Here is a 22448-nt window from a genome sequence, read left to right as displayed (position 1 = left end):
TGATTCACCCATCCCTGCGCGGCAGGATCCGCGCGAACGCTCGACGAACCGCCCCGGGCCCGCGTGCGGCGAGCGCCGCCTCGGCCTTTGGTTCACCTCGGGCGAAGGACAACAGCATGCCCACGGCGAACATGGTCGGAAGCAGGGCGGAACCTCCGTAGGACACCAATGGCAACGGCACTCCGGCGATCGGCAGCAGGCCGAGCACCGCCCCGACGTTGATCATGACCTGGGCCATGATCCACGCGGTCGCGCCACCCGCGGCGAGCCGTACGAACTGGTCTTTCGTGCGACTCGCGACGCGGATACCTGCATAGCCTAGGGCCGCGAAGAGGGTGAGTACGGACAGCGTCCCCACGAGACCCAATTCCTCGCCGATGACGGCGAAGATGAAGTCTGTATGCGCCTCGGGCAAAGTGCCCCATTTGCCGTAGCTCGTCCCGATTCCACTGCCGAACCAGCCGCCGGTGGCGAGCGAGTAGATGCCCTGGGCGGCCTGGAGCGTGCTGCCGTTGGGGTCGGAGAACGGGTCGAGGAATCCGGCGAACCGGGCGGCCCGGTGCGGCTTGAGCACGATCAGCACGGTGGCCAGCACGGAGACCACGGCGATCGCCATGGCGAACAGCCGGCCCGGCGCACCGGCGATCCACAACAGGGCGAGCACCAGCACGGTGATGATCATCGCGGTGCCCATGTCGCCGCCGAGCAGCACCAGGAACAGGATCACCAGCGCACCGGGCAGCAGCGGGACGAACATGTGCCGCCATCGGCCGAGCAGCCGGCGCTTGCGGGTGAGCACGTCGGCCCCCCACAACACCAGGCCCAGCTTGGCGAACTCGGAGGGCTGGATCTGGAACGAGCCGAAACCGATCCAGTTCCGGTTGCCGTTCACCTCGATGCCCAGCCCGGGCACCAGGACCAGGCACAGCGCACCGACGCAGCCGATCAGGAACGGGTAGGCCAGCCGGCGATACCAGCGCAGCGGCAGACGTGACGCGATCCACATCAGCGGGAAGCCCATCGCGACCGCGATCAGCTGCTTGGTGAAGATCTCGTCGAAGGAGCCGTAGATCGTCCGGGAGGTGATCTGCGACGCGGACAGCACCATCACCAGGCCCAGCACGGTGAGCAGCAGACCCGAGCCGAGCAGCAGGTAGTAGGCGGTGAGCGGACTGTCCAGCGCCCGGCGCAGTTCGCGGCGCGCCGATCCGGCCGGACGCGACGCGCCGGGCCGCGGTTTGGGCAACCGCGAACCGCCCCACGGCCGCCGCTTGTCGGCGGTGGGCGTGGGGCGTGCCTCGCGAGTCTGCGGACCGGCGGCCATCGCTCGCCCGGTCAGCCGGCCGCTGTGTCGAGTCCGCGGACCGCGTCGGCGAAGGCGTCGCCGCGCTTTCCGTAGTTGGCGTACATGTCCATCGACGCGCACGCGGGCGCGAGCAGCACGGTGTCCCCGGGCCGCGCCAGCGCCGCCGCCTCCCGCACGACCAGTTCCATGGCCCCAGTGTCGGTCGCGGCCACCTCGACGACGGGGACATCGGGGGCGTGTCGCGCGAGCGCGTCCCTGATCACCGCGCGGTCGGCGCCCATCAGCACCACCGCGCGCAGCCGGTTCTTCGCGCCGGAGACCAGGTCGTCGAACGAGGCGCCCTTGGCCAGGCCGCCCGCGATCCACACGATGTCCCGGTAGGCGGCCAGCGAGGCCGCCGCGGCATGCCCGTTGGTGGCCTTGGAGTCGTCCACGTAGTCGACGCCGGCCACGGTGGCCACGTGCGCGATCCGGTGCGCGTCCGGTCGGAACGCGCGCAGCCCGTTGCGCACCGCCACCGGCGGCACGCCGTAGGCCCGGGCCAGGGCGGCGGCGGCCAGCGCGTTCGCCACGTTGTGCGGCGCCGGCGGGTTCACATCGCCCACCGTGGCGAGTTCGGCCGCCGTGCTGTGCCGGTCGGGCACGAACGCCCGGTCGGCGAGCAGGTCGTCGACCACGCCGAAGTTCGACAGCCCCGGCGGGCCGAGTCCGAAGCCGACCGCGCGGCAACCCTCCTCGACCTCGGCCTCGTGCACGAGCTGCTCGGTCTGCGGGTCGGCCAGGTTGTACACGCAGGCGATCTGGCAACCGCCGTAGATCCGGCCCTTGTCCGCCGCGTACGCCTCCGGCGAGCCGTGCCAGTCCAGGTGGTCCGGCGCGATGTTGAGCACCGCCGCGGCCAGCATCCGCGGCGCGCCGGCGTCGTCCTTGGGGCTTTCCTCCCAGGTCGGCAGCCAGTGCAGTTGGAAGCTGGACAACTCCAACGCGAGCACGTCGTAGGCGGGTTCGCCGTCCCCGTCGCGGGCGAGCACCGCGTCCACCACGGGGGTGCCCACGTTGCCGGCCGCCGCGACCCGTTTGCCGGACGCCTCCAGGATCGAGGCGAGCATGCGCACGGTCGTGGTCTTGCCGTTGGTGCCGGTGATCGCCAGCCACGGCGCGGGGTTCTCCCGCGGACGCAGCCGCCACGCCAGCTCCACATCGCCCCACACCGGCACGCCGGCCGCACGCGCGGCGGCGAACAGCGGCTTGGTGGGCCGGAGTCCGGGTGAGGCGATCAGCACGTCCACCCGCGCCGGCAGGCTCTCGTCGTCGCCCAGGCGCACGTCGATGCCCAGTGCGCGCAACTCCTCGGCGCGCCGCCGAGCGTTGTCGTCGTCGGAGCCGTCGATGGCCACGACGCGTGCGCCCAGGCCGTGCAGCGCCCGGGCCGCGGACGCGCCGGTGACCCCGGTGCCCGCGACACAGAACGACAACTCGGCCCACGGCGCACCGTGATGGGTGAAGGTGCTCAGGTCTTTGGTACTCACGTCTCTTTACGTTCCCGTAACCCAGCCCGCGTAGAAGATGCCGATCCCGAGAATGGCGCACAGGCCGGCGATGATCCAGAACCGAACCACGATGAGTACTTCGGTCCAGCCCTTGAGTTCGAAATGGTGCTGGAGCGGCGCCATTTTGAACACCCGTTTGCCGGTCATCTTGAAGTAGCCCACCTGGATGATCACCGACAGCGAGATGATCAGGAACAGGCCGCCGATGAGCGCGGACAACAACTCGGTGCGGGTGAGGATGGCCAGCCCGGCGAGCGCGCCGCCGAGCGCGAGCGAACCGGTGTCGCCCATGAAGATCTTGGCCGGCGACGTGTTCCACCACAGGAAGCCGAAACACGAACCCATCATCGCCGCCGACACGATCGCCAGATCCAGCGGATCGCGCACGTCGTAGCAGCCCACACCGGGCGCGTTCAGGCAGGACTGGCCGTACTGCCAGACCCCGATGAAGGTGTACGCGCCGAAGACGATCACCGAGGCGCCGGTCGCGAGACCGTCCAGGCCGTCGGTGAGGTTGACGCCGTTGGAGTGCCCGGCGATCAGGATGTAGGCCCAGATCACGAAGAACACCGGCGTCAGGTCCAGCGCGGTGTCCTGCACGAAGGACAGGTGCGTCGACGCCGGCGTGAACCCGCGCGCGTCCTTGAACTGGATCGCCAGGAGCGCGAACGAGATGCCCACGAAGGACTGTCCGGCCAGCTTGGCCTTGGCCCGCAGACCCAGGCTGCGCTGCTTGACGATCTTGATGAAGTCGTCGACGAAGCCGACCAGGCCCAGGCCCGCCATCAGATACAGCACCAGCAGCGCGGACGCGCTCGGTGTCTCCAACGTGATCGCCTTGGCCCCGCCGTAACCCGCCAGCGCCGCCAGGATGATCACCGCGCCGCCCATGGTGGGCGTACCGCGCTTGCTGTGGTGTCCGGCCGGACCGTCGTCCCGGATCAGCTGGCCGTAGCCACGCTTGACCAGGATCCGGATCGCGAGCGGCGTACCGATCAGCGACAGCACCAGGGCGATGCCGCCGGCGATGAGGATGGCCCTCACCCGTGCACCTCCGCGTTGCTCACGTCGTCCCCGGCGGCGTCCGCCAACAGCGCGGCCGCGAGCCGTTCCAGGGCCACCCCTCGGGACGCCTTCACCAGTACGACGTCGCCCGGGGCCAGTTCGCCCCGGAGTAGTTCGACGGCCGCCTCTACGTCGGGCACCAGCACCGACTCCTCACCCCACGAACCCTCGTTCTTCGCGCCCATGTCGATCCAGGCGGCCTCCCTGCCGCCCACGGCCACCAGCCGGTGGATGTTCAGGCGTACCGCGAGCCGCCCGATCGCGTCGTGCTCGGTCAGCGACGCCTCGCCCAACTCCCGCATCTCGCCCAGCACGGCGAACGTACGATTGCCGCCCGCCATCGCGACGAGGGCCTTGAGCGCGGCTCGCATCGACTCGGGGTTGGCGTTGTACGCGTCGTTCACGACGGTCACCCCGTCGCCCCTGCGGGTCACTTCCATCCGCCAGCGGGAGATCGTACCGGCAGCGCCGAGGGCCGCCGCGATGTCCTCGACGGTCATGCCCACTTCGCGTGCCACGGCGGCACACGCCAAAGCGTTCGCCACGTGGTGCTCACCGTACAGGCGCAAGATCACCGGCGCACTGCCCTCCGGCACGCACAGCGTGAAGGAGGCACGGCCCTGCTCGTCGAGTGTCACGTTCTCGGCCCGTACGTCCGCCTTGGCGCTCTCGCCGAAGGTGACCACGCGGGCCTTGGTGCGGTCGGCCATCGCCCGCACGAACGGGTCGTCCTGGTTGAGCACGGCCACGCCGTCGGCCGGCAGCGCCTCGACGAGTTCGCCCTTGGCCCGGGCGATGCCCTCGCGACCGCCGAACTCGCCCATGTGCGCGGAGCCGACGTTGAGTACCAGGCCGATCCGCGGCGGGGCGATCTCGCACAGGTAGGCGATGTCGCCGACGTGGCGCGCGCCCATCTCGGCGACCAGGTACCGGGTTTCCTCGGTCACGCCGAGGACGGTCATCGGCAGGCCGATGTCGGTGTTGAAGTTGCCGCTCGGGGCGATCGTCGGGCCGGCGTGGGCGAGCACCTGGCCGAGCAGGTCCTTGGTGCTCGTCTTGCCGGAGGACCCGGTCAGCGCGATCACCGTGGTGTCGGGATGCCGGTCGGTGATCGAGCGGGCGAGGCGGCCGAGCGCCCGGACCACGTCCTCGACGAGGATCGCCGGGGTGCCGGTGTCGCGCTCGGCGAGGACCGCGACGGCGCCCGCCTCGATCGCGGCGCGCGCGTAGTCGTGCCCGTCGACGTGCTCGCCGCGCACGGCCACGAACAGCGTGCCGGGGCCGACCTTGCGGGAGTCCACGACCATCTCGGCGGTGATGCGCGCGTGCGGATCCGCGCCGCCCGAAAGCCGCCCTCCGAGAGCGGTGGCAATCTCGGCAAGAGTGGTGGAAATCACTGGTTCGTCTCCTCGGCACCCGAAGTGCCGGTCGCCGGGACGCCTGGGGTCGGGGTCTCGGACGTCGGGGTGTGCGTTGATGGTGCGGGAGCCACGATCCTCGCATCGTCGGACTGCTTCGGGGACGCGGGGCCGCCGTCCATGGTTCTGGCCACCGCGCGGCGCAGCTCGACCCGGTCGTCGAAGGGGTGTTTGACCCCGTTCGCGAACTCCTGGCCCTGCTCGTGTCCCTTGCCCGCGACCACGACCGTGTCGCCCGGCCCGGCCTGCCGCACCGCGAGCAGGACGGCCGCGGCCCGGTCCGGCTCGACCACCACGGTGCCGTGCGGGTCGGCGAGTCCCGGAATGCCGGCGAGCATCTCGTCCAGGATCGCCGAGGGATCCTCCGAGCGCGGGTTGTCGCTGGTGAGCACGACACGGTCGGCGAGTCGGGCGGCGGCGGCGGCCATCAGCGGGCGCTTGGCCCGGTCCCGGTCGCCGCCCGCGCCGAGCACGATGGTCAGCGCCCCGGCGGTCACCGGGCGCAGCGCGGCGAGCAGCGTCTCCACCGCGTCCGGGGTGTGTGCGAAGTCGACCAGGGCCAGGAACGACTGGCCCGCGTCCACCCGCTCCATCCGCCCGGGCACGCCCGGGGTGCGGCCCACGCCCTCGACCGCGTCCGCGAGCGAGACGCCGCCCGCGGTCAGTGCGACGATCGCCAGCAACGCGTTGGACACGTTGAACGGGCCGGCCAGCCGCACGCTCGCGTCGGCCTTGTGCCCGTCCGGGCCCACCACGGTGAAGCGGCTGCCGTCCGGGCCGAGGTCCACGTTCTCGGCCCGCCAGTCGGCGTCCGCGGCGCCCGCCGCCGACACGGTCAGCACCGGCACGCTCGCCATCTTCGCGAGCCGTCGCCCGTAGGCGTCGTCCACGTCGATCACGCCGATCCGCGAGCGGCGCGGGGTGAACAGTTCGGCCTTGGTCTCGAAGTACTCCTCCATGGACGCGTGGAAGTCCAGGTGGTCCTGGGACAGGTTGGTGAACAGCGCGACGTCGTACACGGTGCCGTCGACCCGGCCGAGTGCGAGCGCGTGGCTGGAGACCTCCATCACCGCGGCGGTGACGCCGTTCTCCAGCATCGACGCGAGCAGCGCCTGGACGTCGGTGGCCTCGGGGGTGGTGCGCACGCTGGGCACCACCTCCTCGCCGATCCGGGTCTCGACCGTGCCGATCACCCCGGTCGTGCCGCCGCCGGCACGCAACCCGCCGTCGAGCAGGTAGGCGGTGGTGGTCTTGCCGTTGGTACCGGTGACGCCGAACATCACCAGGTCCTCGGCGGGCCGCCCGTAGACCCAGGCCGCGATCTCACCCAGTCGGCCGCGCGGATCGTCCACCACCAGGGTCGGCAGGCCGCTGTCGGCGGCCAGTTCGGCGCCCGCCGGGTCGGTCAGCAGGGCCACCGCGCCCGCCGCCGCGGCCTGTCCGGCGAACGCGGCACCGTGGAAGTTCTCACCGGGCAGCCCGGCGTACAGATCCCCCGGGCGCACGGCCCGCGAGTCGTGGGTGACGCCCGTCAGCGTCGCCTCCGGGTCGCTCGGGGCCCCGGTGAGGGGGACGGAGACGAACCCGGCCAGGCCGGTCAGCGGTTGGGGGCGCACCTCGGCTGGGCGGCGCAGATCACGGTTGGGCACGGCGGGCAGGCTACCGCGCTTTGGGCCGTCGGCTCGTCCTCGGCCCGGTGCCGCGACCGGCGCCGACGGGACGGGCGCCGCCGGTCACGGCATCGCTCACCACTCGATCGGCAGGTCCTGCGCCGCGGTGCCGCTCGGGGCGATCCGGCGGCTCTGCAGGGCGAACGTCATCACCTGCTGGAACACCGGCGCGCACAGGCTGCCGCCACCGCCGTCGATGCCCGGCGCCTGGAGCGTGACGGACACCACGACCTGTGGATCGTCCGCCGGGGCGAAGCCGATGAACGACGTCGTGTAGCCGTTGTAACGGCCGGTCTTGGGGTCGACCCGGTTCGCGGTGCCGGTCTTGCCCGCGACCCGGTAGCCGGGGATTCGGCCGTTCTTGCCGGTGCCGCCCTCGTCGGCGACCACCGTCTCCAGCATGTCGCTCACCTGGCGGGCGGTCTCCGGGCTGACCACCACGGTCGACTTGGGTGCGGCGGCGGACTTGAACTTCCCGTCCGGGCCGGTGCTGCCCTTGACCAGGCTCGGTTCGATCCGCACTCCGCCGTTGGCGATGGTCTGGAACACCGAGGTGGCCTGGACCGAGTTCACCGACAGGCCCTGGCCGAACGGGATCGTGTACTGCTGGGAGCCGTTCCACTTCTGCGGCGGGGCCAGGATGCCGGGGGTCTCACCGGGGAACTTCAGCCCGGAGGGCTGTCCGACGCCGAACCGGGTGAGGTAGTCGTGCAGCTTGGCGTTGGCCTCGGCGCGGTCGGGCGAGAGTTGCTCCGAGGCCAGGATCGTGCCGATGTTGCTGGACTTGGCCAGCACGCCGGCCAGCGTGAGCTGCTGGGTGGGGTGGTCGTGCTCGTCCTTGAACAACTGGTCGGCCCGGGCGAGTCGGTTCGGCACGGTCACGTGCGTGCCGGGGGTGGCCCGGCCCTCCTGGATGACCGCGGCCATGGTCATCACCTTGCCGGTGCTGCCCGGCTCGTAGGCCTCCTCGACGGCCCGGTTGCCGAGGTTGTGCACGTCGCCGGGGCCGATGTGGTTGGGGTCGTAGCCGGGCGCGGTGGCCATCGCCAGAATTTGGCCGGTGCGCACGTCCTGGACCACCACCGTGCCCGACTCGGACTTGGTCTCGGTGACCTTCGCGGCGATCAACTGCTCGGCGTACCACTGGAGGTCGCGCGAGACGGTCAACTGCACGTCGGCTCCGGGCACCGCCTCCTTGCCGGTGAGGTCGGAGGTGGGCACCCGGCGGCCGTAGACCATCTCCTGGGTGGTCCGGCCGTCCTTGCCCGCCAGTTGGCCGTCCAGGGTCATCTCCAGGCCGCCGCCGCCGTGTCCGGTGGCGTTGACGAAGCCGACCAGGTTCGCACCGACCGGTCCGGCCGGGTAGACCCGCTTGCTGTGCTTGGTCGAGTAGATGCCGACCAGGTCGTTGCGGCGCACCTTGCCCAGGTCCTTCTGCACCTGGTGGATGTGGTTCCACACCGCCGGCTCGACCTGTGCGGCGAGCACCACGTAGCGCGACTTGGGGGTGCGCAGCTTCTCCTCGATGGCGACCGGGTCGCCGTTGACGAGCGGGGCCAGCGCCACCGCGGTGGCATGCGGGTCGTACTTCTGCACCTGGGTGGGGTCGGCGGTGACGTCGTACGCGTCCACCGACTTGGCCAGGCTCACCCCGGAGGCGTCGGTGAGCGAGCCGCGTTCGGCCGGGACGTTGACGGTCTGGGTGCGCTTGGCGGCGGCCTGCGCGGCGTACGCGGGCGCGTCCAGGGCCTGCAACTGGAGCAGCCGGCCCGCGAACAGGGTCAGCACCACGCCGAGCGCGATCAGCCCGATCCGCAGCCGCTTGCGCGGATCGCCCATCCGCGCGGCGGCCCGCGGCCGGCGGGCGGGTCGAGGCCTTCCGGCCGGGTGCGCGTCGCGGGTGCGCCCGGGCCGGGCCGTCCCCGGACGCGGTCGGGCCGGGCGCACCGGCCGAGCGCCGGCGTGGTCGGCCCGAGCGGCGTCCCGGGCGCCGCGCGCGGCGCCGTCGCCGGCGACCGGGCGCGGGCGCCGCGGCCGTTCCGGCCGGCCGGGCAGATCGGCTCCCCGCGCATCGGGTCGCGGACGCGGACGCGGGCGCGGCCCGGGACGCGCGGCCGCGGCCGCACCACCCTCGGCCGGTGCCTCCGTCGACCTCGGTCGCGGCCCACGCGCGGCCGAACGCTCGTCGCGAGACCGCTCACCCGCACCCGCCCGCCGCCCGGTCCCGGCCGAACCCGCACCGGCATCCCCGGCGCCCGACCGACGCGACCGCTCACCGGCCGCCGCCGCACCGCCGCGCGGGCGCGCCGGACGCCCACCGGACGCCGCGTCACCGGCGCCGGCCGAACGCTCGCCGGAGGCGGCGGCACCCGCCCGCAGCCGGGACCAGAGCCCACCCGAGGCGCCGGCACCGGAACGCGGCCGACCGGGCCGCCCACCGGACGCCGAGCCGCCCGCACCGGAACGCGCCGAACGCTCACCGGACCCCGCATCACCACCACGCGGCCGGCCCGCCCGCTCACCGGGCGCCGCGTCACCCGCACCCGGGCGACCCCACCGCCCACCGGATGCGCCCGCACCCGAACGCGACCGGGGCGAGCCCGCGCCGCCGGATCCGGCATCGCCCGTCCGGGGTCGCGCCGGACGTCCGACCCCGTCGCCGCGCGCCGCGGTCGGACCTTCGCCGGATCCGGCATCGCCCGTCCGGGGGCGAGCCGCCCCGGGAGCGTCGGGCCGGGCGCCCCGACGCGCCGGAGGTGCCTCCTCGCCGGCGGGTCGGCGCGGACGGTCCGGACGCGGGGTGCGCGCACCCGACTCGGCCCGCGCCCCGCCGGCTGCCCGGGCGCGGCCCGCTCCCGGCTCGGCCCGCTCCCCCGTGCCCGCGCGCGGACGCGCGGCACGCGGCGCGGGCGGATCGTCCTGCGCACCGGCGCGCGGGCGCCGTCCGTCCGCCGCACCCGAGCCGTCGGCCGGACGCGGGCGGGACCGGCGGTCCGAGGACGCGGCCGGGTCGGCGCCACGCTCCCGGCGGGCCCGCCCGGCCGAACGCGGCTCGTCGGGATCACGCGGATCACGGGGGTCACGGCGTCCGTCGGTCACGCGAGGTCCCTTCACCTGGACTGGGCAGCACCCGAATTCGGCGGCATGCCGCACCGGGCGGCGCATATGTACAACGAGCGAACGGGCGAGTGGCGCCGATGCGATCGCCCCCGCCCCGCTCCGAACCGCGGATTTGCCCGTTCGGCGGCGCCGTCGGGGCCGATCCGACGGGCGACACCGCCCGAGCCCGCACCCTCGGCACCACCGACGACGCCCGAGGCAGCCCGAAGGACCGCGTCGCGCAGCCGGTCGTCTCGCCCGCCGAGCCGCGACGGCGGGTGCCGTGGCCCGGGGAGGTCGGGCAGCCGGACCCGAAGCCGGCCGACCCGCCGAGCCGAGTGGATCGGCCGCCGGGGTGGGCGAACCGATCGGCGGCGAACACCGTCAACGGGTCGCTTCCGGCGGCGTGGCGCCGACCGCGCCGGCCGGCGCGGTGGAAGCCGGCGGGGCCGGGGTCGCCGAGGCGGTGCTCTCGGGCGCACCGGATGCGCCGGGCGTGCCGGGGTCGGCCGGAGCCGCCGGGGCAGGGCCGGCCGGAGCCGGTGCGCCCGGACCGCCACCGGCCGCGGGCGGCGCCGCGGATGCGGGGGGCGGCACGGGGGTCGCGGGCACCTCGGGCACCAGCGGCGGCTTGGACGTGGCCGCCTTCGGGACACCGAGCACGCGCCCGGTCGCCGGGTCGATGAACACCGGGCTGCCGCCCGGGACCATGCCCAGTTCCTGGGCGCGTCGCGCGAGTTCGCCCGGCGCGGCCTTGGCGTCCAGTTCGCGCTGGAGCGCCTCCCGGTCGTCGGTGAGCTGGTCCTGCCGCTTCTGCAGCCGGCCGAGTTCGAACGAGCCCTGGTTGAGCGCGGTGTTGAGCAGCAGCAGGGACAGCAGGCCGCCGCCGAGCAGGGCGACCACGAGCACCACGAACGGGGTCCGCGTCGAACCCTTGGCCTGGTGCGCGACCAGCCGGATGCGGGTCATCGTCCTTGCCGCGCCGCTCATCCCCGGCTCCCCCGTCCGCCGCGTCGATTCACAGGTCTTCCCGCACCCGCTCCGCCGCTCGCAGCCGCACCGAGGCCGCGCGCGGGTTGTCCGCGTTCTCCTGTTCGCTCGCCTTCTCCGAGCCGCGGGTGAGCAGCTTGAGCCGGGGCTGGAGGTCCTCCGGGACCACCGGCAGGTCCGGCGGTGCCTTGCTCTCGGCACCGGCCGCGAGCACACGCTTGGTCATCCGGTCCTCCAGCGAGTGGTAGGACATCACCACGATCCGCCCGTGCAGCGCCAGCGCCCGGACCGCCGCGGGCAACGCGCGCTCGAGCACCGCGAGTTCGCCGTTGACCTCGATCCGCAGCGCCTGGAACGTGCGCTTGGACGGATTGCCGCCGGTACGTCGCGTGGCGGCCGGGATCGCGGTGCGCACGATGTCGACCAGGCGCGCGCTGTTGGTGAACGGCTCCTTCTCCCGCTCGCGCACGATCGCGTCGGCGACCCGTCGGGCGAACCGCTCCTCGCCGAAGTCGCGCAGGATCCGGGCCAGGTCGCCCGCGGTGTAGCTGTTGAGGATGTCGGCCGCGGTGATGCCCACCGTCGGGTCCATCCGCATGTCCAGCGGCGCGTCCTGCGCGTAGGCGAAGCCGCGGTCGGCCCGGTCCAGTTGCAGGGAGGAGACACCCAGGTCGAACAGGATGCCGTCGATCCGCTCGATACCGAGCCGCGCCAACACCTGCGGCAGTTCGTCGTAGACCGCGTGCACCAGCGTGGCGCGCTCGCCGAAGCCGGCCAGTCGGGCGCCGGAGCGCTCCAGTGCCTCCGGGTCGCGGTCCAGGCCGATCAGCCGTGCCTCGGGGAAGGCCGTCAGCAGGGCTTCGCTGTGCCCGCCCATGCCGAGCGTCGCGTCCACCACGACCGCTCCGGGCGCGCGCAGCGCGGGGGCGAGCAGCTCGACGCACCGTTCCAGCAGGACCGGGATGTGGGCGGGCGCCGTCACGGCCCCTCCACCATCGTCGCGTTCACTCCGGGCCCTTCGTCGTGCGGAAACCCGCAGTCTAGGCCGTGTCCGGCGGATCCCGGTGGATCGGGGAGGCGGCCCCGGAGGCCGCGTCGCGAGGTGCCGGGAGAACGTGCCGTCAGGTCCCCGCCCGCTCGTCTGGGGAAGTGACCTCTGGCACCGGGGAAGGAGTGCCAGAAAGCTCGGAGCGGGTGGAGGCCTCGCCGCACGTGCGTCACGGTCGAGATCGCGTTCGGGAGGGATGCGGGGAGCGTACGGCACCGGGCGTCGCGCCTCGGTCACAGCAGGCCGGGCAGCACCTCCTCGGACAGCTCGGCGAAGGACTGCTCCTGCTCCGCGAGGTAGTCGTGCCAGGTCCGCGCCGCCCACAGCTCGACCCGGGTGTTGGTCCCGATCACGACGCAGTCGCGGCTGTCCCGGTCGAGCCCGGCGTAGTCGCGCAGCGGTTGCGGCACCAGCACCCGCCCCTGCTTGTCCGGCACCGCGTCGGATGCGCCCGCATAGAAGACGCGCATGTAATCCCGGGCGGCCTTCGAGGTCACCGGTGCCTTGCCCAACTGCTCGGCGATCCGGGTGAATTCCGCGATGGGCCACACATAGAGGCAGCGTTCCTGCCCCTTTGTGATCACTAGGCCCTCCGCCAACTCGTCCCGGAACCGAGCCGGCAGGATCAGCCGGCCTTTTTCGTCCAACCGGGGCTCGTATGTGCCCAGGAACACCGAGCACCTCCGGCCGCCACGTGGAGCTTTGCAGCTCCATTTCCCGCCACTCTACTCCACCAAACCCCACGGTCAACCCTTTTCGGGCGCGTCACTCTGTTCACAGCACCGACAAAAGCCCAGGTCAGAAGGGGTGCATCCGAAGAACCACCCGATTGCGCGCCCCCCGCACGCCACTCCCCCGCCTCGGGCGCGGGTTTCCACCTCCACACCATTGGGATCCCGGTACGAATCTCTCATTCGGGGATTAGCACCCATAGACCCGAAATGGTGACGAGCCATCCCTTACTTCCAGAGTGTGACTCCCCCCACGAGGCGAGACGCGGTGCCGGTCGCCAACGTCCTGACCATGGTCGATCGTCTTGTCGCCGCCAACCGGCACTACGCAGGTCGTGCTGATCCAGCACACCCTGTGCGGCATGCTCACGGTGACCGAGGATTTCCGCCGCGAACCGGAGGCCGACACCGGCCTGCGCCCGCAGTGGGCGGTCGAGGCGTTCGTCGATCTCGACGGCGATGTGCGTGAGTCGATGAACCGCGTGCGCAGGTCCCCGTTCCTGTTGCACGACGACACGGTGCGCGGATTCGTATACGACGTCACCACCGGCCTGTTGCGCGAGGTTTTCCCCCTCCCTGACGTGCAACCGGAAGGCGCCCCCGAGCAGTCCTAGGGTCCGTCGCCCCGATCTTGCCGACCCGTTTTCCGACTCGGCACCGCACTATCGAGGAGACCGACCCGTCTCGGCCGAGCCAATTTCTGCCGACCGGACCGTCCCCACGGCGCGTCGACTACCCTCCGGAGTCGCATCGTGCGTCGTCCGGGCCGTCCAACGGGGTGACGGCAGCGCACGCTACCGGGAGAATCGGCCTGTGGCCCTGACCCAGGGCGTGCACAACGCGGTTCCAGGGAGGGGCACGGGTGTCGACGTTCAACGATCAGGCCGGTCTGGGGGATCTGACGGTCACCACCGATCGGATCCGCGGGGCCATGGAGACCGTGATCGAGGGCAAGCCCGAGGTCGTCCGCCTCGCCTTGACCGTATTGCTGGCCGAGGGCCACCTGCTCGTCGAGGACGTTCCGGGTGTCGGCAAGACGATGCTGGCCAAGGCGCTCGCGCGCTCGGTCGACTGCGAGATGCGCCGGGTGCAGTTCACCCCGGACCTGCTTCCCTCGGACATCACCGGAGTCAGCGTCTTCGACCAGGAGAAGCGCGAGTTCGAATTCAAGCCCGGCGCGATCTTCGCGAACATCGTGGTCGGCGACGAGATCAACCGGGCCTCGCCCAAGACCCAGTCCGCGCTCCTGGAGTGCATGGCCGAGCGTCAGGTCACCGTCGACGGCACCACATACGAGCTCCAGGCGCCGTTCATGGTGATCGCGACGCAGAACCCGGTGGAGATGGAGGGAACGTATCCTCTCCCCGAGGCGCAGCGGGACCGGTTCATGGCCCGGGTCTCGATGGGCTACCCCGCCGCGGACGCCGAGCTGCGGATGATCGGCGGCCACAGCGCGGGCTCGCCGCTGACCGACCTGACCCCGGTGGCCGACGCCGCGGACCTGGTCCGGCTCGCGGACGCCGTACGCCGGGTGCATGTATCCCCGGCCGTCGCGCGCTACGCGGTCGACCTGGTCAACGCCACCCGCCGCTCCCCCGAACTGCGCCTGGGCGCCTCGCCGCGGGCGACCCTGCACCTGGTCCGCGCCTCCCGCGCGGCGGCGGCGCTGGACAACCGCGACTACGTGCTCCCGGACGACCTCCAGACGCTGGCCGTCGCGGTGCTCGCACACCGGCTGCTGCCGACCGCCGACGCGCAGATGGCCCGGCGCACCCCGGAACAGATCGTCACCGACATCGTCCGCCAGGTCCCGGTCCCCGGCTCCCCGAGCGGCCAGGTCCCGCCGGCCCAGGGTCGGGTCGGCGCACCGCAGACCGTGCAGCCCCCGCCCGCGCCGCCCGCGCACATGCCGTACCCCGGCGGCGTCCCGCAGCACAACGGCGGCCGGCCGTACCCGACCCAGGCACCCACCGCGCACCAGGGCTACGCGCCGGTGCCGTCCGACGGCCGCCTCGGCGGCACGGGTTCCGGGGCGGCGCGCTGACGTGCGTACCGCCCTGTCCGGCCTGACGACGCGGGGGCGGTCCTTCCTCGCGGCGGGGGTCGCCGCGAGCATCTGCGCGGTGATCCTGGGCCAACGCGACCTGTTGCGGGTCGGTTTCCTGCTCACCGCGCTGCCCCTGGTGTCGGTGCTGATCGTCGCCCGCACCCGGCACCTGGTCACCAGCGCCCGGGCGCTGGAGCCGCCTCGGGTGGCGGCCGGTCACGAGTCGCAGGTACGGCTGCGCGTGGACAACGTCTCGCGCATCCCCACCGGTCTGCTGATGCTGGAGGACCACGTGCCGTACGTGCTCGGCTCGCGGCCCCGGTTCGTGCTCGACCGGATCGAGCCGCACGGCAGCCGGCACGTGTCCTACCGGGTCCGCTCGGACCTGCGCGGCCGCTTCCCGGTCGGGCCGCTGCGGCTGCGGATGGCCGACCCGTTCGGGATGTGCGAGTTGACCCGGTCCTTCGCCGCGCGGGACACCCTGGTGGTCACCCCGGCGGTGCAGCCGCTGCCCGCGGTGGACCTGGGCGGCGAGTGGACCGGATACGGCGACAGCCACGCCCGCAACGTGTCCGCGTCCGGCGAGGAGGACGTGGTCCCGCGCGAGTACCGACACGGCGACGACGTGCGCCGGGTGCACTGGCGCTCCACGGCCCGCCGCGGCGAACTCATGGTGCGCCGCGAGGAGCAGGCCTGGCAGAACCGGGCCACCGTACTGATCGACACCCGCGAGGGTGCGCACGTGGGCGACGGGCCGGCGTCGTCCTTCGAGTGGGTCGTCTCGGCCGCCGCCTCGGTGGGCGTGCACCTGTGCCGCCGCGGCTACACCACCCGGCTGCTCGACTCCGAGGGCGACGCACTGGCCGGTGACCTGGAGGGGATCCGGGCCGCGCCCGGCGACCTGGAGGGTTTCCTGCTGGATGCGTTGGCCGTGGTGGAGACCGTGCCGGTGGCCGCGCTCGACCGGGCCGAACCCGCGCTGCGCGACCCGAACGGCGGCGGCCTGACCGTCGCCGTGCTCGGTGCGCTGACCGAGGACGACGTCAAGCGGTTGGGCCGGGCCCGGCACCGCTCCGGCCGCGGGGTCGCGGTCGTGCTGGATGTGAGCACCTGGGGCCGGGTGCCCGGCGCGCTGCCGCACGACAGCGCGGTGGCCCTGCTGCGTCAGGCCGGCTGGCGGGTGTTGTCCGCCCGGGCCGGTTCGCGGTTGTCCGAACTGTGGCGCTCGGCCGGCCGGGTGGGCGACCCCGCCGCCGCGGGTTCGGTGTCCTTCGCCGGCACCTCGCGCGCGAGTGCTCCCGCCGCACCCGCGGCGAACACCGCCTCCTCGACCCCGCCGCCGCGCCCGCGCTCGGCACCCACGGTCGGGGGCGGCACCGTCGATGGAGGGGGAAGGTCATGACCGGTCGGCTGCGCCTGGCCCTGGTCGCGGGACTCGCGACCGCGCTGACGTCGTCCTCGCTGCTCCCGCTGGTCGACGCGGGCGGCTGGATCGCCCAGGGCCTGGGCGCGATCCTGCTGGTCGCCCTGGTCGGCGAGGGCGCCCGACGCATCCGGGTACCGCGCCCGATCGTGGGCCTGTGCCAACTCGCCGCCCTGGTGCCCTACCTGCTGCTGGTCTGCGTACCGGACGCCAGCGGCCCGATCCCCACGCCGAGCAGCATCGACGCGTTCGTGAACCTGCTGCGGGTGGGCGGACAGGACATCCGCGAGTTCACCACCCCCGCACCCGCCTCACCCGGGATCGTCGCGATCCTGCTGTTGGTGATGGGCGGCATGGCCGTGCTCGTGGACATGATCGCGGTCACCTACGCCCAGGCCGCTCCGGCGGGCCTGCCGCTGCTCGCGCTCTACAGCGTGCCCGCGGCGCTGTCCCGGTCCGGACTGGGCTGGGCGATCTTCCTGATCGCGGCGCTGGCCTACGTGCTGCTGCTGCTCGCGGAGGGCCGGGAACGGCTGCTGCGCTGGGGCCGCCCGCTGACCCCGCCGGTGCCGGCCGGCTACCCGCCGCTGCGCCAGTACCGCCCACCCGCACGCGGCGGCGGCCGGATCGGCCTGACCGCCCTCGCGGTGGCCGTGGCGGTCCCGGCGCTGATCCCGCTCAGTGCCAACCGCCTGATCGACAAGAACGACAACGGCCCCAAATCGCACCGGCTGACCACGATCAACCCCGTGGTCAAGCTCTCCGACGAGCTGAACCGGGCGGAGAACGTCGAGTTGATGCGCTACCGCACCAACGCGGCCACGCCGGGCTCGATCTACCTGCGGATCTCCTCGCTGGACCGGTTCGACGGCCGCACCTGGCAACCCTCGGAGCGGCAACTGACCGACGTGCCGCGCGAGTTTCCCAAGCCCGCGGGACTGGACGCGGCGGTGCGCACCACCGAGGTGACCACCCGGATCGAGGCCAACAACAACTACCGGCAGGGTTCGCTGCCGATGCCCTACCCGGCCTCGCAGGTCCAGGTGAAGGGCAATTGGCGGTTCGAGCCCGAGGGACGACTGCTGCTCGGCGACAACAAGCAGGACACCCGCAGCCTGGGCTGGACGGTGACCAGCCTCGACGTCGAGCCGACCCCGGCCCAGCTCAAGGCCGCCGCGCCGCCGCCGCCCTCGCTCGCGCCGTACGTGTCGCTGCCGCTGCCGACCGACATGGTGAACCGGATCCGCCAGCAGGCACTGCGGATCGGCGGGAACGGCACCTCCTACGACCGGGCCCGCAACCTGGAGGAGTGGTTCGCCCGGTCCAACCAGTTCCGCTACGACACCAAGGTCCCGCAGGGCAACGGCGCCTCCGCCCTGGAGAACTTCCTGGAGCAGAAGGTCGGCTACTGCGAGCAGTTCTCCTCGGCGATGGCGGTGATGGCCCGCACCCTGGGCATCCCGGCCCGGGTCGCGGTCGGCTTCATCCCCGGCACCCTGCAGACCGACCTGACCTACAAGGTCAGCAGCCACGACGCACACGCGTGGCCGGAGCTGTACTTCTCCGGAGCGGGCTGGATCCGGTTCGAGCCGACCCCGTCGCGGGGCAACTCGCCCTCCTACGCGCAGCAGGACATCGCACCGGTCGTGCCGTCCGCATCGCCGGGCAGCGCGGGCGAACTGCCCACGAAGCAGCCGCAGACCGCACCGAGCGCGGCGCCCTCGGTGTCCGCGAGCACCGCGCCGGTCACCGCCGGCGGCTCCTCGGACGAGCCCTGGCTCTCCGGCCGGGTGCTGCTGATCGGCTCCGGGATCGCGCTGTTCGTGCTGCTCGCGGCGGCACCGATGTTGACCCGGGGCCGGGTCAGGGCCCGCCGCCTCGCCGCGCTGACCCGAAACGTGGCGGCGGATGGCGCGGACGAACCCGGCGACCGGGCCGGTCCGGTGCTCGGCGGCTGGACCGAGGTCCTGGACACCGCCCGCGATCTGGGGCATCCGGCGCCGGACGCGGAGACCCCGCGGCAGGCGACCGAACGGCTGCTGCGGGTGCTCTCCGAACGGCCCGGGGCAGCGGACGGCGACGCCGCGCACCCGGAGTCCGCCGCCCTGCTCGCGGCCCGCGAGGCACTGCCGCGCATCGCACTGGCCACCGAGCGGTTGTTGTACGCCCAGACCCCGCCGACCCGGGAACCGGGCCTGGGCGAGGACGTACGGGCGGTCCGCAAGGGCCTGCTCGCCCAGGCCGGTCGCGGCCGGCGCCTGCGCGCCACGCTGCTCCCGTCGTCGCTGCGCCGCCGGGGCCGACCGAGCCCGGCCGAGCGCCGATACGCGTTCGTCGAGCGATTCCGACCGCGCCGGCGCCGGAGCGACGGCCCCGGGCCCACCGCGAAGCCGGTCGACATCGGCTGAGCGCGACGGCGCGAAACGCCGAAACGCCGGTGGCGGTGACTCCCGAGATCCTCGGAAGTCACCGCCACCGGCGTTCGTACGTACACCCGGTCGACTCACCCGGCCGGTCGGACATGTCGCGCCCGGGTCCGCCCGCGTCGGCCGGGCGGCGGCGGGGTCTCCCCCGCCGTGTCGTCCGGATCACCCCGAAGGGTCAGCCGCCGTTTTCCTCGCGCCGACGGCGCCAGCGGTCCTCGATGCGGTTCATCACCTTGGCCTTGCGCCGGCGCGGTGCGCGCCCGGGAGCGCCGCCGCCTTCGCCCGCGTTGGCCGTCGCGGGTCCCCGGCGCCAGCCGGTGACCGCGAGGAGCGCCCCACCGAGCATCGCCAGAAAGCCGATGACGCTCACCCAGATCTGTTGGACCATCATGCCGGTCATCAACAGGACGATGCCGAGCAGGAATCCGAGGATCGCCTGAACGGTGCGTCGCCGAGTGTGCCGGCGCATGCCGGCTGCTTCGAGCGCTGTCGCGAATTTGGGATCTTCGGCGTAGAGCGCTCGCTCCATCTGCTCAAGCATGCGCTGCTCGTGCTCTGAGAGCGGCACGGCGTCCTCCTTCGTCGGCCGCGACGCGACCTTGCGGCCCTTTCAGGATAGGCAGGTAATCGCTGTCGTGAAAGCCACCCTCGGCACGGGCTCGAAGCCTGCTCCAAGATGATGGGTCACCACGTCGATTCCCGCCCCTGTCGACACTCCTGCCCTGTCCGGCGCACGCTCATGTCCCCCGGTCAGGGCTTCGATGATATGCGGCCGGAGCGGGTTCGCGCTGAGGGGCGGGGCCGCGCGGGTCACGGCCGTGGGCCGGCCGCGGTCGGCGGGCTCGGTCTCAGCGCCCGGAACGCCCGCGCGACCGGGGCCCGGGGGTGAGCAGCGTGGCCGAGGTCAGCGCCGCGTCGCCGAACCGGCCGCGCACCGCGTCGGCCGCGCGTTCCGCCTCGCGCCGGCCCAGAACCCGTTCCCCCAGCGCCAGTTGGCGTGGGTAGACGCCGCCGACCAGGCCCTCCACCCGGATGCCCACCAGCCGCAGTCGGGCCCGTTCCAGACCCAGTGCGCCGTGCAGCAGGCAGGCCACGCCGTAGATCTCGTGGCCCACGTCGGTGGCCTCGCGCAGGGTCCTGGCCCGGGTGAGGGTGCTGAAGTCGGCGAATCGGATCTTGATCGTGACGGTCCGCCCGGCCGCCTTCGCCCGCCGCAGCCGGGTCGCGGTGCGGTGAGCGAGGTCGAGCAGGGTGCGGCGGATCACATCCGGGTCGTCCACATCGGTGGGGAAAGTCTCCTCGGCGCCGATACTGCGTTCGGGTTCCCAGGGGATCACCGGACGCCGATCCCGACCCCACGCGAGTTCGTGCAGCCCGCGACCGGCGGCCGGGCCGAGCGCGCGGCTCAGCGTCTCGACCGAGGTGTGGGCGACATCGCCGATGGTGGCCAGGCCCAGATCGCTCAGCAGCGCGCCGGTGCGTTCGCCGACGCCCCACAGTCGGTCCACCGGGAGCGGGTGCAGGAAGTCCACCACCTCCTCGGGGCGGATCACGCGCAGCCCGTCCGGTTTGGCCAGCGCGCCGGCCAGCTTGGCGGTGAACTTGTTGTCGGCGATCCCGACCGAGCAGGTGATGCCCTGCTCGTCGAGGATCCGGGCGCGGATGTTCTCGCCGACCGTCTCCGGCGGGCCGAGCCGGCGGGTGACGCCCGCCAGGTCCAGGAACGCCTCGTCCAGGGACAGCGGCTCCACCCGCGGGGTGATCGAGCGGAGCACCTCCATCACGCCGCCGGAGACCAGCCCGTAGTCGTCGTGGTCCGGCGCCAGGAACACCGCGTGCGGGGCGAGCCGGCGGGCCCGGGAGGTGGCCTGGCCGGCGTGGACGCCCAGCGCGCGCACGTCGTAGGTGGCGGAGAGCACCACCCCGCGCGGGCCGTGGCCGGCCACCACGAGGGGGGTGTTCCGCAGTTCGGGATTGCGGCGGATCTCGACGGACGCGTAGAAGGCGTCCATGTCCACGTGCATGATCGCCGGCGAGCCGGATCGGGCGGTACTCATCCGGCACCGCCCGTCCGAGGGCCCCGACCGGCGTGGAGGTCAGCCCGCCGGCTTGCTCGCGAGCAGGTGCAGTTGGGTGGCCAGGGCGCGGTACTCGGGCTGTTCGGCCGCGGCCCGCTCCAGGTCCAGCAGCGCGTCGAACGAATTCGGGTCGTCGACCAGGACGCCCGGGACCAGGTCGGCGAAGACCCGGATCGCGTGCACCGGGCCGGCCTCCAGGCCGGCCTTGGCGACCAGCTCGACGAGGTCGGCGACGGTGAACCGGCGCGGCAGCGGATCGGCCGGGCCGTAGCGCCCCTCGGGGTCGGCGAGCAGGTCGCGGGCCTGGTCGAAGTGCCCGGCGAGGGCACGGGCCAGGACCGCACCGGTGCGGTTGGCCGCGAGCAGGCTGAGCGTGCCGCCGGAGCGCAGGGCGCGGACGATGTGCGCGAGGTCGGCCGAGGGGTCGTCGACCACCTCCAGCACGCCGTGGCACAGCACCACGTCGGCGGCGTCCGGCTCGACCACGTCGAACAGGCCGTGCGTGTCGCCCTGGTAGGCCCGGACCAGGTCGGTGACGCCGGCCTCGGCGGCCCGGCGTTCGAACGCGGCGAGCGCGTCCGGGCTGGGATCGACGACGGTGACCCGGTGGCCGAGTCGGGCGATGGGCACGGCCAGGTTGCCGGTGCCGCCGCCGGCGTCGAGCACGTCGAGCACGCTCCGCCCGGCCGCCTCGACCCGTCGGTCCAACGCCTCGCGCAGCACCTGCCACACGACGGCCGTACGCATCGAGCTGCGCCTGCGCGTCTGGTCGGACACGGACACCCTCCTCCGGAACTGGTCGGGTTCCACCTTAGGGCGTTGTCGGGAGTCATCCCGCGCTCCCGGGGCCTGCGTGCCGGAGCCTGTGCGGAGGCTGCCCGGTGCGGCCGCCGGCCGGGCGCGGGCCGGCGTACGGGGGGATCTCGAAGCCGCTCGTGTGCACCGGGACCCGGCGCGGGCCGGGCGCGGGCGCGGTGGGGCCGGCTGCGGCCGTCGGTTCGGGTACGGCCGGGTGCCCGGGCGCGACGTGCGGGTGGGCGAACGGACGGTTCGATCGGCTCGGTCGGTTCATGGGTGGTGCGTTCAATCGACAGGAGGGGGTGGGGCCGGGATCGGGGGCAGTGCGAGCAGTCGCACCACCAGGCGGAAGAAGGTCTCCACGTCGCGGATCAGGTCGTCCGCCTCGCGGCCGGTGACCGCGCCGGGCAGTCCCGCCTCGGCGGCGGCACGCTTGCGAGCGCCGGATGCGAAGAAGGCCGCCCACTCGGTCAGCTCGGGCGCCACCTTCGGCAGCAGTTCCCAGGCGCTGCGCGGGGCCCGCCTGCGGCGATTCGCGCGCTCGTCCTCGGCCTGCGCCCGGGCGGCGAGCACGGCCGCCGCCACCCGCAATGCGGCCAGGTGGGCGGTGGCGTACCGTTCCGCGGCGTCGCGGTTGACGGCGGCCTCGGTGAGCCCGCGCCGGGCCTGGGTCAGCAGATCGAGCGCCCCGCGCGGGGCGGACGACCAGCGCACGGGCGCCCGTCGGATCGGCGGCGGTTCGGGTATGTGGGCGGACTGGTTCCAACTCGCGCTCGGGCTCGCACTCGCGCTCACACGG

Annotated in this window: 16 protein-coding genes and 1 pseudogene; 4 read left to right on the top strand and 13 right to left on the bottom strand. The window is 73.3% G+C overall.

Annotation, left to right across the window (positions count from 1 at the left end; all coding sequences use genetic code 11):
- Positions 1-4 precede the first annotated feature (4 nt).
- From ftsW to mraZ, 9 genes are all read right to left on the bottom strand, one after another.
- The gene (gene ftsW, locus ACIBM5_RS06115) at positions 5-1324 is read right to left on the bottom strand and encodes a putative lipid II flippase FtsW (protein WP_391582633.1); all 1320 of its coding nucleotides are present in this window, start codon (positions 1322-1324) and stop codon (positions 5-7) included.
- Between the two features lie 11 nt (positions 1325-1335).
- A complete protein-coding gene (gene murD, locus ACIBM5_RS06110; RefSeq protein ID WP_396005620.1) occupies positions 1336-2835 on the bottom strand; it encodes a UDP-N-acetylmuramoyl-L-alanine--D-glutamate ligase in 1500 nt (499 codons plus the stop codon).
- Between the two features lie 6 nt (positions 2836-2841).
- The gene (gene mraY, locus ACIBM5_RS06105; protein ID WP_355537423.1) at positions 2842-3900 is read right to left on the bottom strand and encodes a phospho-N-acetylmuramoyl-pentapeptide-transferase; all 1059 of its coding nucleotides are present in this window, start codon (positions 3898-3900) and stop codon (positions 2842-2844) included.
- On the bottom strand, positions 3897-5318 hold the full coding sequence (murF, locus tag ACIBM5_RS06100; RefSeq protein WP_396005619.1) for a UDP-N-acetylmuramoyl-tripeptide--D-alanyl-D-alanine ligase: 1422 nt from the start codon (positions 5316-5318) through the stop codon (positions 3897-3899). The genes mraY and murF overlap by 4 nt, the downstream gene beginning before the upstream one ends.
- Complete coding sequence (locus ACIBM5_RS06095) at positions 5315-6988, bottom strand: UDP-N-acetylmuramoyl-L-alanyl-D-glutamate--2,6-diaminopimelate ligase (protein ID WP_396005617.1); 1674 nt, start codon at positions 6986-6988, stop codon at positions 5315-5317. Before ACIBM5_RS06095 ends, murF begins: the two co-directional genes overlap by 4 nt.
- 96 nt (positions 6989-7084) lie before the next feature.
- Positions 7085-8848: a peptidoglycan D,D-transpeptidase FtsI family protein gene (locus ACIBM5_RS06090; RefSeq protein WP_396005616.1), complete on the bottom strand. Its 1764-nt coding sequence runs from the start codon at positions 8846-8848 to the stop codon at positions 7085-7087.
- 1644 nt (positions 8849-10492) lie between these two features.
- Positions 10493-11098, bottom strand: coding sequence for a cell division protein FtsL (locus ACIBM5_RS06085; RefSeq protein WP_396005615.1), 606 nt, complete (start codon positions 11096-11098; stop codon positions 10493-10495).
- A 28-nt stretch (positions 11099-11126) separates the two neighbouring features.
- Positions 11127-12080 (bottom strand): 16S rRNA (cytosine(1402)-N(4))-methyltransferase RsmH, encoded by a 954-nt coding sequence (rsmH, locus tag ACIBM5_RS06080; protein WP_396005614.1) that lies wholly within the window; start codon positions 12078-12080, stop codon positions 11127-11129.
- Between the two features lie 299 nt (positions 12081-12379).
- Positions 12380-12820, bottom strand: a complete 441-nt coding sequence (gene mraZ / locus ACIBM5_RS06075) for a division/cell wall cluster transcriptional repressor MraZ (protein WP_391582640.1) — start codon at positions 12818-12820, stop codon at positions 12380-12382.
- A 377-nt stretch (positions 12821-13197) separates the two neighbouring features.
- Between mraZ and ACIBM5_RS06070 the strand changes: the two are divergent.
- From ACIBM5_RS06070 to ACIBM5_RS06055, 4 genes and pseudogenes are all read left to right on the top strand, one after another.
- Positions 13198-13491: pseudogene (locus ACIBM5_RS06070) on the top strand (carbonic anhydrase); the annotation flags it as partial.
- Positions 13492-13739: 248 nt separating this feature from the next.
- A complete protein-coding gene (locus tag ACIBM5_RS06065; RefSeq protein ID WP_396005613.1) occupies positions 13740-14921 on the top strand; it encodes an AAA family ATPase in 1182 nt (393 codons plus the stop codon).
- A gap of 1 nt (position 14922) precedes the next feature.
- A complete protein-coding gene (locus tag ACIBM5_RS06060; protein ID WP_396005612.1) occupies positions 14923-16326 on the top strand; it encodes a DUF58 domain-containing protein in 1404 nt (467 codons plus the stop codon).
- On the top strand, positions 16323-18755 hold the full coding sequence (locus ACIBM5_RS06055) for a transglutaminaseTgpA domain-containing protein (protein WP_396005611.1): 2433 nt from the start codon (positions 16323-16325) through the stop codon (positions 18753-18755). Before ACIBM5_RS06060 ends, ACIBM5_RS06055 begins: the two co-directional genes overlap by 4 nt.
- A 193-nt stretch (positions 18756-18948) precedes the next feature.
- Here the strand turns inward: ACIBM5_RS06055 and ACIBM5_RS06050 are convergent, their stop codons facing one another.
- The 4 genes from ACIBM5_RS06050 to ACIBM5_RS06035 all read right to left on the bottom strand — a co-directional run bounded on the left by ACIBM5_RS06050 (position 18949) and on the right by ACIBM5_RS06035 (position 22444).
- A complete protein-coding gene (locus ACIBM5_RS06050) occupies positions 18949-19341 on the bottom strand; it encodes a DUF3040 domain-containing protein (protein WP_026218737.1) in 393 nt (130 codons plus the stop codon).
- Positions 19342-19621: 280 nt separating this feature from the next.
- On the bottom strand, positions 19622-20830 hold the full coding sequence (dinB, locus tag ACIBM5_RS06045; protein ID WP_396005610.1) for a DNA polymerase IV: 1209 nt from the start codon (positions 20828-20830) through the stop codon (positions 19622-19624).
- A gap of 39 nt (positions 20831-20869) precedes the next feature.
- The gene (locus tag ACIBM5_RS06040; RefSeq protein ID WP_391582646.1) at positions 20870-21628 is read right to left on the bottom strand and encodes a methyltransferase domain-containing protein; all 759 of its coding nucleotides are present in this window, start codon (positions 21626-21628) and stop codon (positions 20870-20872) included.
- 306 nt (positions 21629-21934) lie between these two features.
- Complete coding sequence (locus ACIBM5_RS06035; protein ID WP_391582647.1) at positions 21935-22444, bottom strand: SAV_6107 family HEPN domain-containing protein; 510 nt, start codon at positions 22442-22444, stop codon at positions 21935-21937.
- Positions 22445-22448: the final 4 nt, after the last annotated feature.

The sequence above is a fragment of the Embleya sp. NPDC050493 genome (assembly GCF_044458105.1).
In the GTDB taxonomy this organism is placed as follows: domain Bacteria; phylum Actinomycetota; class Actinomycetes; order Streptomycetales; family Streptomycetaceae; genus Embleya.
This window is presented reverse-complemented; position numbering and strand designations above follow the sequence as displayed.

Bases quoted from the DNA above. Each gene is read 5' to 3' on its own strand.
- ftsW (WP_391582633.1), bottom strand. From the start codon at position 1,324: ATGGCCGCCGGTCCGCAGACTCGCGAGGCACGCCCCACGCCCACCGCC.
- ACIBM5_RS06090 (WP_396005616.1), bottom strand. From the start codon at position 8,848: ATGGGCGATCCGCGCAAGCGGCTGCGGATCGGGCTGATCGCGCTCGGC.
- ACIBM5_RS06085 (WP_396005615.1), bottom strand. From the start codon at position 11,098: ATGAGCGGCGCGGCAAGGACGATGACCCGCATCCGGCTGGTCGCGCAC.
- ACIBM5_RS06055 (WP_396005611.1), top strand. From the start codon at position 16,323: ATGACCGGTCGGCTGCGCCTGGCCCTGGTCGCGGGACTCGCGACCGCG.
- dinB (WP_396005610.1), bottom strand. From the start codon at position 20,830: ATGAGTACCGCCCGATCCGGCTCGCCGGCGATCATGCACGTGGACATG.